General features: G+C 46.8%; 10 protein-coding genes. 4 read left to right on the forward strand and 6 right to left on the reverse strand.

Going from position 1 to position 10,427, the window contains the following annotated elements; genetic code table 11:
- Positions 1-260 precede the first annotated feature (260 nt).
- On the reverse strand, positions 261-680 hold the full coding sequence (locus QUA20_RS11255) for a hypothetical protein (protein ID WP_333188799.1): 420 nt from the start codon (positions 678-680) through the stop codon (positions 261-263).
- Positions 681-1,053: 373 nt separating this feature from the next.
- Here QUA20_RS11255 and QUA20_RS11260 point away from each other — a divergent pair, with 373 nt between their 5' ends.
- Positions 1,054-1,191, forward strand: coding sequence for a hypothetical protein (locus QUA20_RS11260; RefSeq protein WP_333188801.1), 138 nt, complete (start codon positions 1,054-1,056; stop codon positions 1,189-1,191).
- A gap of 17 nt (positions 1,192-1,208) precedes the next feature.
- On the forward strand, positions 1,209-1,790 hold the full coding sequence (locus QUA20_RS11265; RefSeq protein WP_333188803.1) for a hypothetical protein: 582 nt from the start codon (positions 1,209-1,211) through the stop codon (positions 1,788-1,790).
- A 122-nt stretch (positions 1,791-1,912) separates the two neighbouring features.
- On the opposite strand, the gene mnmA is transcribed toward QUA20_RS11265, so the two are convergent.
- Positions 1,913-3,004, reverse strand: coding sequence for a tRNA 2-thiouridine(34) synthase MnmA (mnmA, locus tag QUA20_RS11270; protein ID WP_333188805.1), 1,092 nt, complete (start codon positions 3,002-3,004; stop codon positions 1,913-1,915).
- Between the two features lie 114 nt (positions 3,005-3,118).
- Here mnmA and QUA20_RS11275 point away from each other — a divergent pair, with 114 nt between their 5' ends.
- Together QUA20_RS11275 and QUA20_RS11280 are read left to right on the forward strand one after the other, a co-directional pair.
- Positions 3,119-4,768 (forward strand): NAD(P)H-hydrate dehydratase, encoded by a 1,650-nt coding sequence (locus tag QUA20_RS11275; protein ID WP_333188807.1) that lies wholly within the window; start codon positions 3,119-3,121, stop codon positions 4,766-4,768.
- Between the two features lie 253 nt (positions 4,769-5,021).
- On the forward strand, positions 5,022-5,552 hold the full coding sequence (locus QUA20_RS11280) for a peptidoglycan-binding protein (RefSeq protein ID WP_333188809.1): 531 nt from the start codon (positions 5,022-5,024) through the stop codon (positions 5,550-5,552).
- Positions 5,553-5,947: 395 nt separating this feature from the next.
- Here QUA20_RS11280 and QUA20_RS11285 read toward each other — a convergent pair whose 3' ends face one another.
- From QUA20_RS11285 to QUA20_RS11300, 4 genes are all read right to left on the reverse strand, one after another.
- Entirely contained in the window at positions 5,948-6,421 is a 474-nt protein-coding gene (locus QUA20_RS11285) for a TerB family tellurite resistance protein (protein WP_333188810.1), read from the reverse strand.
- Between the two features lie 107 nt (positions 6,422-6,528).
- Positions 6,529-8,430 (reverse strand): M61 family metallopeptidase, encoded by a 1,902-nt coding sequence (locus QUA20_RS11290; protein WP_333188811.1) that lies wholly within the window; start codon positions 8,428-8,430, stop codon positions 6,529-6,531.
- Positions 8,427-9,107, reverse strand: a complete 681-nt coding sequence (locus QUA20_RS11295; RefSeq protein ID WP_333188812.1) for a Crp/Fnr family transcriptional regulator — start codon at positions 9,105-9,107, stop codon at positions 8,427-8,429. Before QUA20_RS11295 ends, QUA20_RS11290 begins: the two co-directional genes overlap by 4 nt.
- A gap of 161 nt (positions 9,108-9,268) precedes the next feature.
- Positions 9,269-10,153 (reverse strand): inositol monophosphatase family protein, encoded by an 885-nt coding sequence (locus tag QUA20_RS11300; protein WP_333188813.1) that lies wholly within the window; start codon positions 10,151-10,153, stop codon positions 9,269-9,271.
- Positions 10,154-10,427: the final 274 nt, after the last annotated feature.

A 10,427-nucleotide genomic window follows, 5' to 3' on the forward strand; every position in this document is an offset into this window, starting at 1 on the left:
TCGACAGAACCGTCTGCTCGAAAGAGTAATTAGTTGCGCTCTTTCTTCTGGTGTGGCATCAGAATGCAGGCTAATTTTTTGAGAAATTAGCCTAATCTCTGACAAAATTTTTTCCATCTCTGGAAGCTTCAACAAAGTAGCATTCATCAAATAATAGGTATCGAAATGTGGCTGTGAAATCAGATTGGAAGTATCGCAAACGCGAGCGCTCAGTCTATCAATGTCGCCAGCTAATGGTTGATATACAAAATTTTAATTTTCTAAACTCCACTGACTGTGGCGAAGTTTGAAGTTTTGCCAATGTTGATAAACTTTAATAAATTTTTATTACAAATTAATAGGTTTCCGAGCTGGATATCGGTATTAACCAGGGATTGAAAGTTCGCGTCCATCTTAGCTTCTAAATTAGCTCTCGTATCTGGCCGGCTTAAATTTGTATTTAAAGGCTGATAATTTAAGAGTTGAAGTTTCGGTATGTATTCCCTCCACTGGCGCAGCAAGCGCAGGTATTGATTTGCGTAGATTTCTTTTTGGGAAAAATCAACCCTGCTGTTAATTTCCGAAATCAGCAGGTACATGACCAAGGTTAACGGTATTGCAAATATGAAACCGATTAAGGTAAATTTTTGAGGATAGCTCAGCCGATTCATTAAATGGATGCCCAAGGATTTTCTGTTCATAGTCGATAGATTTCAACAATATTGTACTAAAAAAGTAGCGATCGCTACTAAAGTAGTTTCGGGGACGATCGCTCTAAAAAACCACAATGCTAATACAATTAATCAGCGATAGCTGATTTAATTTCTAATGCGTTTTTGTCCTGTTGCAACAAATTTTGCGGCATCCCTGTGATATCCTTGGCTCAGCTCGCCTCCCACAGTCTAAAACACCTTTAGCAGTTTTGGAACGATGAATAGTTATTTGTACTGAAATTTTTGGGCAGAATTAGATGCTTTTAAGAATATTTACTTAAGCATAAATTTTTCTTAATACCCCCAGATTAAGGGTAAAAATTAAGTAATAACTGGGTAGTGCAAGTTTCCTGAAACACAAGTGCCCGCAGCGAGTAGAAAATACTTGGGCCGCACCAGCAGTCAAGTCGGTTCTGCACAAAGGAACCAACAGCACCACCAACAGTGTCTCAATCAGTATCTGCAGTTGAGTGTTCAGGAGCGATCGCGCATTGTGTAAAGTGAGGCAGAAGGCATATGATGAAACGAATCTCCAAAAATAACTCTCAAAACAATCAAAACCGAGACCAAAAGCAGCCCAATCCTTTAATATTGGCTTTGGTGCTAACAGGAATTCTGGCGTGGGAAATGTATCCGGCCCTAAGACAAACCGCAGCAGCTAACGCGGGCGCTCTCAAACATTCCCTCAGCCTGTTGGAAAGCCAACCACAGCAAATCGCGCAGCAATTTTCCGCTGCCGCGATGCCCCAAAAAATCAGCTATTCGGTATTTGCACTCAATAGTCTAATTTCCGAACCTGGCAATTTGGCCGAGGGTACGCGCCAAAATCCCCCGAACCAATTGCCCGCAACCGTAGCAGCAGCAGTTCGCCAAAACTTGTCGCGCTCCACTGGCATTGCTGCTGACAAGTTGAAAGTAACTGAATCGAGCAGACAAAGTTGGTCAAATACTTGTTTAGGACTCGCAAAAGCTGATGAAATTTGCGGTCAAATGATTGTCAAAGGTTGGCGGGTTGTGGTTTCTGATGGTAGGCAAACTTGGGTTTACCGCACTAATGCTAGGGGAAATGTGTTGCGCTTGGAAAAGAAAGTTAGGTAAATGTACCCCTGTGAAATGAAAAATAAATTTCCTTTTGGAACAGGCAAGATGCCTGTTGCACAAAGAGTGAGTTTTTTCGTGGGTGGTTTCTTGTGGGGTGGGCTTCTAGCCCGCCCCTTGCTTTAATTGGGGAGTTGGTTTCTTTCGATGATGCCGCCGCCCAACAGCACATCGCCGTCATACCAAACAGCCGCTTGTCCGGGGGTAATGCTCAACTGCGGTTCGTCAAAAATCAACTTAACTCTTGTACCGCTGGCTTTTTCCTCTGCTTGGGAGGGTTCCACAGGAATAATAGTAGCGGGGACGGGGTGCGATCGATATCGAATCTGTACCTGAGCCCGAATCGGAGCCATCGGCGCAGCCACAGAAACCCAATTCACTTTCTGGACAGTACATTCAGATTCTACCGCCAACTGCCGATCGCCCACAACTACCCGATTGCCAGCAGCATCGAGTTCAATCACGTACAGCGGTTCCGGTGCAGCAATCCCGAGTCCCTTCCGCTGGCCGATGGTGTAGTGGTGCACGCCGTCGTGCTGTCCGAGCACCCGCCCTGACTTGTCCACAATGTCACCCTTTTGCGGCGCAATGTACTTATCCAGAAAAGCCCGCATCGAACCGTTACTTTCCACCAAGCACAAATCCTGACTTTCCGGCTTATCAGCAGTTGGCAAGCCAAATTCCGCCGCAATTCTGCGAGTTTCAGTCTTGGTAATTTCCCCCAAAGGAAACTCCGTACCTGCCAGCAAATCCTGTGTTAGATCGTACAAGAAATAAGACTGATCTTTCGCAGGGTCGATCGCCCGCAGCAACTGATAGCGACCAGTAGCAGCATCGTAAGTAATCCGAGCGTAGTGCCCTGTAGCAATTTTTTCAATTCCGAGTTGTTCGCGAGCATACTTGAGCATCGGGCCGAACTTCACAGTTTTATTGCACTGCGAACAAGGCAGAGGCGTAATTCCTGCGCTGTAACCTTCCACCAAATAATCGACAATACTTGCCTGAAAGACCTCGCGGCTGTCAACAATGTGGTGGGGAACGCCCAAATCTTCGCAAATTTTAGCTGCATCGACCATTCCCTCAGAGCAGCATTGACCTTTGCCCTTCATCAACCACAGCGTTAAACCCACCACTTCATATCCCTGATGGTGTAAAATTGCGGCTGCTGCGGAACTATCGACCCCGCCGGAGAGGCCTACAACAATCTTGTTCATGGTTGGAGAGAAATTGCTATTTTACTGTGAGTTAGTTCGATCGAGCTAATTTATTATACCACAAGAATACTACAACTTGCCACTGCTGCTGTTAGCTGAAATTTTAGCATTAATATGACTATTCAAAAATTTGTTGTCACCGCCGACCAAATGCGGCAAATAGAAACCAGAATCTTTGCTGCTGGAATGCCAGTCGCAGCTTTAATGGAAAAAGTCGCAGGACTGATTGCTAGACGCATTCAGGAGCTTTTGAAGGGGGAAGGAAGTTCGGCAACAGATTGTATAACGGATGTAACGGATAGAAGGAAGAGGGGAGAAGGGAAAAAGATTGGCAATTCTCAATTGCCAGTTATCGGCGTATTGGTTGGGCCGGGACACAACGGCGGCGATGCTTTGGTTGTTGCCCGCGAATTGCACTTTCAAGGGTTCCAAGTAGTTATTTACTGCCCGTTTTCTAAACTCAAAGAACTAACCAAAAATCACGCTGATTATGCGCGTTGTTTAAATATTCAATTTGTTGACAAAATTGACCAGCTAAAAAACTGCGATTTGCTCGTAGATGGTTTATTTGGATTTGGATTAGAACGAGAAATTAATAACGCTACCGCCGCCGCTATTGATGAAATAAATAATTTAAACATACCCATTTTTAGTATAGACATTCCCTCGGGAATTCATACAGATACCGGAGAAGTCTTGGGAATGGCAATCCGGGCAAAACATACATTATGTTTGGGTTTGTGGAAAATGGCATTTCTGCAAGATAGAGCGTTAGAATATATCGGCAGTTCCGAATTAATTGATTTTGATATTCCCGCAGCAGATATTGCAGCAATATTGAGCGAAACGCCAGCAATACAACGCATTACAAAAGCATCGGCAACTCAGCATTTGCCGTTACCCCGATCGCCAATTTCGCACAAATACACCAACGGTCACTTGCTAATTATTGCAGGTTCCCGCCGCTACAGCGGAGCCGCAATTTTGGCAGCATTGGGAGCAAGAGCCAGCGGTGTCGGAATGCTGTCAATTGCCGTTCCTGAGTCGATTAAACCGATATTGAGCAGTCAGTTGCCAGAGGCATTAGTTATAGGATGTCCCGAAACCCAAAGCGGTGCAATTAGCGAGTTGCCAGTAGCAATTGATTTGAACCTCTATGATGCGATCGCGGCAGGGCCAGGTCTGACATTGGAAGCGGCAATAGCTGTAGAATCTGTACTGGAGAGCGATCGACCTCTCGTGTTAGATGCTGACGGTTTAAATATCCTCGCTCAACTCGGCACAGTCCCCATTTTGTCCGAACGCTCAGCACTGACAATTATCACGCCTCACCCGGGCGAATTCAAGCGTTTATTTCCCGAATTAGCCGACGACACCAACGACGATCGAATTGCCGCAACTCAAGCAGCAGCTCAGCTTTGCGGTGCAACAATATTGCTCAAAGGAGCCAGAGTTTGCATAAGTTGGAAGGATGAGGGCGATTCCCTACGGGATAGCTGCGCTTCACGTACCATCACCTACCTCAATCCCGAAAGCACCCCAGCCCTCGCCAGAGGCGGCAGCGGCGATGTTCTCACAGGCTTGTTAGGGGGACTGTTAGCAACTGCGATCGCCCGCAAATCCCCCCCCCAATCAGTTGCTGCAACAGCAGTTTGGTGGCACGCTCAAGCCGGAATCATGGCAGCCAAAGAACGGACAGAATTAGGAGTAGATGCCTTTACTTTGACACAGTATTTAATTCCAGCTTTGCGAGAATTTGCTTAATAAACAATCAACAGGAGTTGGTAGGGTGCGCACCGCGCACCTTTGTATTTTGTGTACCCACCGCGCACCCTACCCGTTGCTTTGTAGTGACGACGGAAGTCCTCATAAAAATCTTACGACAAACCAATGGGTAACTCAAACGAGTGACACTCAAATGAGTGACACTCTAAAAAGTGACTGTGCACTCACAAATCCCACCAGTTATACCTGAAATATCAAAAACCAAAACTTAAATGTTGAGAGGAACCACATTATGTACACCGAAGAAAGAAGCCTGAACAATGAAACTATGGCTCTCGTCGCCGATACTACTTCTCAATCAACTCTTGCATTTGCTGAAACCGCTGAAGTAAACAAACCCACTTTACAAATCGGTTCAACAGGTCAAGCTGTCACGGAACTACAACAGCTTCTATATCATTGGGGATATTATTTCGGCCCGATGGACGGTATCTTCGGCGTCCAAGTTCAAAACGCCGTCAAAGGCTATCAACACCGCGTCTTTTTAAAAGAAGATGGGATTGTGGGTTCTATAACTTGGGAAGCACTATACTCTGGTGCACCTGTGAATATGCCGATCGTCATGAAAGGCAGTTCTGGCAATGCTGTTAAAATTGTTCAGAATGTCTTGAAAATCAATGGATACTATTTCGGTTCGATTGACGGATTCTTCGGGACGATGACAGATGTAGCAGTGCGACAATTACAAATCAGCAAGGCTTTACCGCAAGATGGAATTGTCGGCTATAGAACTTGGCACGCCCTCAGCAAGTTACCGCACTAATGACTGCTTGGATTCACTTTCAGCGATCGCCAAAAATCGGTAGCTCAATTAGGGATTTAGGCTTGGCTTAAGTCCCTAATTATCGTTAAGGGGAAGGCTGCGCGCGGGAAGGGCGATCGCAAATTCTGTTACCGTTCCCGGCGATGAAAAATATTCTTAACTTTTTGGTGTTTTTTGGTTACTATATTGTAGCAAATTGGTAGTTCCCATCGGCTACCTTTCCATTCAGTTTTAGTTGTAAATAGTTGCAGTCAGAAAATTATTATTCTGATACTTACCTAACAAGATTTACGCATGGGGGGCTTATTCCCGGTTTCTACGAAAAATTTCAGGTTTAGTAACGAGAAATCTAGGAATCAACCGGGTTTTTAAGCCAAGCGCGCGCAAGTCCCGAACTAACCTTTGATGAACTTTTCTAATTTTTTAGCCAGCTTCTCCACAATTCCATCCGAAGTAGCTCCCGGCGATGCTTCTCCTTCAATACGCTTGACCGCATCCTCTGGAAGATTAAGCAACTGCACTAATTTTTGATAAGCGGCCGCTTCTTCAGCGTTAATTTTTGGTTCGTCGGGAGTGCGAGAACTAGATGAAATCACTTCATAGCCGAGTTGCAAGACTAATTCCTTTTCATCTTGAGTTTCTAGTTGACCGATCAACTCGTCAAGGGGGATATTTTGCATGATGTAATCCCGCAATTCTTGTTGCATTTGTTGTCCGTCGGTATCTGGGGCAAACAAACCGCAAAAGCGATCGAGCATTAAATTAACTTCTTCTGTCGCGAGTTGACCGTCAGCCCATGCCATAGAAGCCACAATTCTCAGCAGATTCATCTGGCGGGGCGTAATTGATGGAGGAGGTGGGGTTTGCATAATCAAAATGGGTAATTGGGAATTGGGAATTGGGAATTGGGAATTGGAAATTGGGAATTGAGCCTGATTCCTTTTTGTCTTTTCTTTCCCTTTCCCCTTCATTTATGTCACAATTTCGATAAAGGAACTCCCAGCCATCCAGTAAAGTTTTGTTTCTGAATAGCAGTCGGCTGTTCCACCGGTACGATCGAGTAACGGCCAGGTCGCGGCGGGGCGAGAGTAACGCGACAAGTGCGCAGTTCGTCTTGGTGAAAAACTGTCACCGAGACGATATCCCCAGGCTTGAAATCTTTAAGCCTCTCGCCCGCTTGTTCTGCATTTACCCGAAAACCTTCGATCGCCAGCAACTCGTCCCCAGCGTCAATTCCCGCCAATTGTGCCGGAGATCCTACTTCGACAAATTTAACCATTTCCCGCCCGTTTTCCGATCCCAACGTCCAACCGATGCGAGGCGTTTGGTCAGTTTCATCTACCCAAATTTGCAGCCCGAAAGGTTCGAGATATTTGTTGTAAGGTAACTCTTCTGTACCGTCTATATAGCGGGCGAAAAAGTCGCTCAAATCGATGCCGGCGACGGACTCGATCGCACTTTGCAACTGTTCGGGAGTAAAGCCTATTTCTGCAGGCAGCGAAGGAGAATTTAACTCTCCGTTGGATGTCAAATGCGCCAGCTTGCCGTCTGTTTCCGACTTCAGTTCAAAATCGCCATTTTGGGCCGAATTAGCATTCCCAAACTGCTGCCACATCAAACGCATCACATCGTCGAGCGATCGCTCGTTGCCGTGTCTGGCTCGAATCAACAAATCGAGCAAAAACGAAACAACTTCCCCTTTCAAATAATAGGAAATCTGCGAATTGTCGCTGTTAGCATCCCGGCGATAAAGTTTAATCCAAGCATCCCAGCTAGACTCGCTGACAGGCTGCACGCTCCGCCCCGGAGTAGTCTGCAAGCGATTGATTTCCTTAGCCAGATTTTGAAAGAAACCCTTCACGCCGTAGATCCCAGCTCGAAAAGGAATTACCAAATCGTAATAACTGGTAGTGCCTTCGGAGAACCACAAAGAAGGAGTATAATTTTCTTGTTCGTAGTCAAATACTTCGAGAGCTTTCGGTCGAATGCGCTTGACATTCCAGAGATGAAAAAACTCGTGAGCCACCAATTGAATAAAGCGTTCGTACTTTTCTTTAGCCCGAAAGCCAAAACGCGGATAGTTGAGAGTGCAGCTCTCCTTGTGTTCCAAACCGCCAAAACCAGAGCCGGACAAATGCAGGAAAAACACATAGCGTTCGTAAGGCAAACCGCCGAACATTTTTGCCTCGACTTCGATAACTTTTTGGATGTCTCGAATCGCCCGCTCTGGTTCTAAATTGCCTTTTCCCCAAACCACTAGCTGGTGGGGTTTTCCCATCATTTCAAACTCGTATACTTCGTGACAGCCAATCTCAAAAGGACTATCGACAAGGGTATCAAAATCCGCAGCAGCGAAAGTAAGATTTTGGCCGGAAACAGGCGGCAAAGTAGTAACGGTGCGCCATTCCGGCTGAGGCGGCACAACGGTCACGGTGTAGCAGTGGCGCTCAAAACCGGGCAAGAAAAAGCACAAAGCTGCCGGATTGAAATAACCGTGAGTCGAGTCTAAATGATTGGTTCGCACTGTCAGTTCGTTGGCAAAAATGCGGTAGCGAACCGTGACATCTGACACCGAATCGGTCTCAATTTGCCAGTGATTTTTGCTGAGCTTGCGCCAAGGTAAAGCTCGATCGCCTCCTAGCGAGCTAAAATCTTGCAGGTGGCGGGCGTACTCTCGAACCAAATAAGAACCGGGAGTCCAGACAGGCATTTTTAAATCCAGAACCGGCTTCGACCAACCTTGCACGCGCAAAGTTACTTCAAACAGGTGGGATTCAGGATTGGGCATCGCCACCGAATATTGAATTGTCGGTGCTGTTAGTTGCCCCTGACGGTTGCCGGCAGCCGACGAGGTATCCAAAGAAGTAACATCAGTCATTGACTTGCCAAATTAATCAAGTGCTTGAGGTTGATCAAATGGATAGTTTGGTGGTCGGGATCGATTTTGATCCAACCTTTACTATCGAGTTTTTCCATAATTTTGCTGGTTTCATCTAGGGTGATATCTGTGACATCAGCTAAGTCTTCATAAGGAATATTGAAGATATCTTTGCCCTCAGCAGTTTTCTGACCGTAGTTTTCTGCCAGCTCGACTAAAGTATTTGCTAGTTTAACCGCTGGCTGGCGGTTGCGGAGTTGATACCGGAGATTGGTTTGGCGCAGCCGCCGTACCATCAGTTGCAGCATCCGGTGGTGCAATTGCGGGTCTTTAAACAGGGTTTGAATAAATCGCTGAGCTGTGACGCTCAGAAGCCGCACGGGCGATAGAGCAAGTACATCATTAGATCGGGGAGATTCGTCAAGAATAGCCATTTCGCCGAAGAAGGCACCCCGTCCTAAAATAGCCATTGATACAGCTCGATCGTTTGACAAGCGCCGAACTTTTACCCAGCCAGACACGACAAAGTAAATCGCGTTGCCCCAAGAATCCTCCATCACCACAGCTCGGCCCGGGGGATACTCATGCTTGACGGCATTTGATAGCAGCCCTCCCAAGGTTTCTGGGTTAGCACCCTTAAATAGAGGGAACAGCTCACTGAAAGCTTCTGTCTTCATGCAAACTCGCGGAGGTGGGAAATATGATTAGGCGACACCCAACAGCTAGGGAACGATCGATGTTTGGGAACACAAACAATCTGTTGCTCCTTTAATTGATGATAAGGGTGCAGAGGCGCGCTTCACGTAATAATCGGCAGATTCTTTAATCTTAAACGGGTTTACAAGCCTGTCACTGCCTGTTGAACTTTGCCCAACAGAGGTTCTATGTAGTCCGGCCAGCCGATCGCGATGGACTGAGTGTGGGCCAGAGTCTCCGGCTCGATCGCATCTTTAGTCCACCTCAGCGGTTGACCTTGCAAGTCGCAACAAACCAATCCGGCTGCTTTTGCTAGTGCCAGAGGGCCGGCGGTATCCCACACTTTAACTCTGCCGTTGAGATACAGGTACAAGCCGGCTCTACCGAAGATAACTTCCATCACTTTTAAACCAAAGCTGCCCAGCGAGTAAAATTCGGCTCCCGGGATGCTTTGGGCGATCGCCCGGGCGTAGTTTTTCTGGTCTTTGTCTCCGAGAACAATTTTACAATTTTCCGCTGTCGGGGCCGGGGGCGCGCACAGGGCGATCGGCTGCGGCGCTTGGGCTCCCACACTTTGGAACAATCCCCAATCTTTGCCGCCAAAATACATTTGGTCAAAAGCCGGGGCGTAGAGCCAGCCGGCCACAGGTTCCCCTTCAAGCAGCAGCCCCACCATCGAAGCGTAGTGCAGTTTTCCCCGAATAAATTCTTCAGTCCCGTCGAGGGGGTCGATGCACCAGAGGCGCTGGTAATTGGCGCCGTAAGCTGCTCTGGAGGCGCTGTTTTCCTCGGTAATCCTGCCGTCTTCAGGAAACAAAGCGCTAAATGCTGCCGATAGTTGTCGGTCTAGGTATTGATCGATACTCGTCACGTAGTCGTTGGGCCCTTTCTCGGAAACTTCAAAAGGTTCGGCTGCGAGCTTGTAAGCTTCTTGACCGCACTCGCGCATGGTGTAGCGAATTTTTTGGTCTTGCTCTGGAGAAATATACATGAGGTTAAACATAAATGCTTTAGCTAACTTCAGCATAAAAGCTTAAGTCCTTGGAATCGATCGGCCTGTGTCACTGTTTTTGATTCGTACAGGATTTGCGCGCGGGTGTCGATAAACCCGGTTTCCTAACCATCAGCACTGTTGCGATACAAGCCCCAGACAGGATTGATGGAACTCAAAAAAATTCACACATTAGGGAGAACCCCCAGATTTATCTGTAGAGTCAAATCTAAAATCTAAAATCTAAAATCTAAAATTGACCAGCGCCGTTGCGATACAAGCCCCAGACCGGATTGGTGGAACTCACAAA

The organism is Microcoleus sp. Pol7_A1, from assembly GCF_036701085.1.
Lineage (GTDB): Bacteria > Cyanobacteriota > Cyanobacteriia > Cyanobacteriales > Microcoleaceae > Microcoleus > Microcoleus asticus.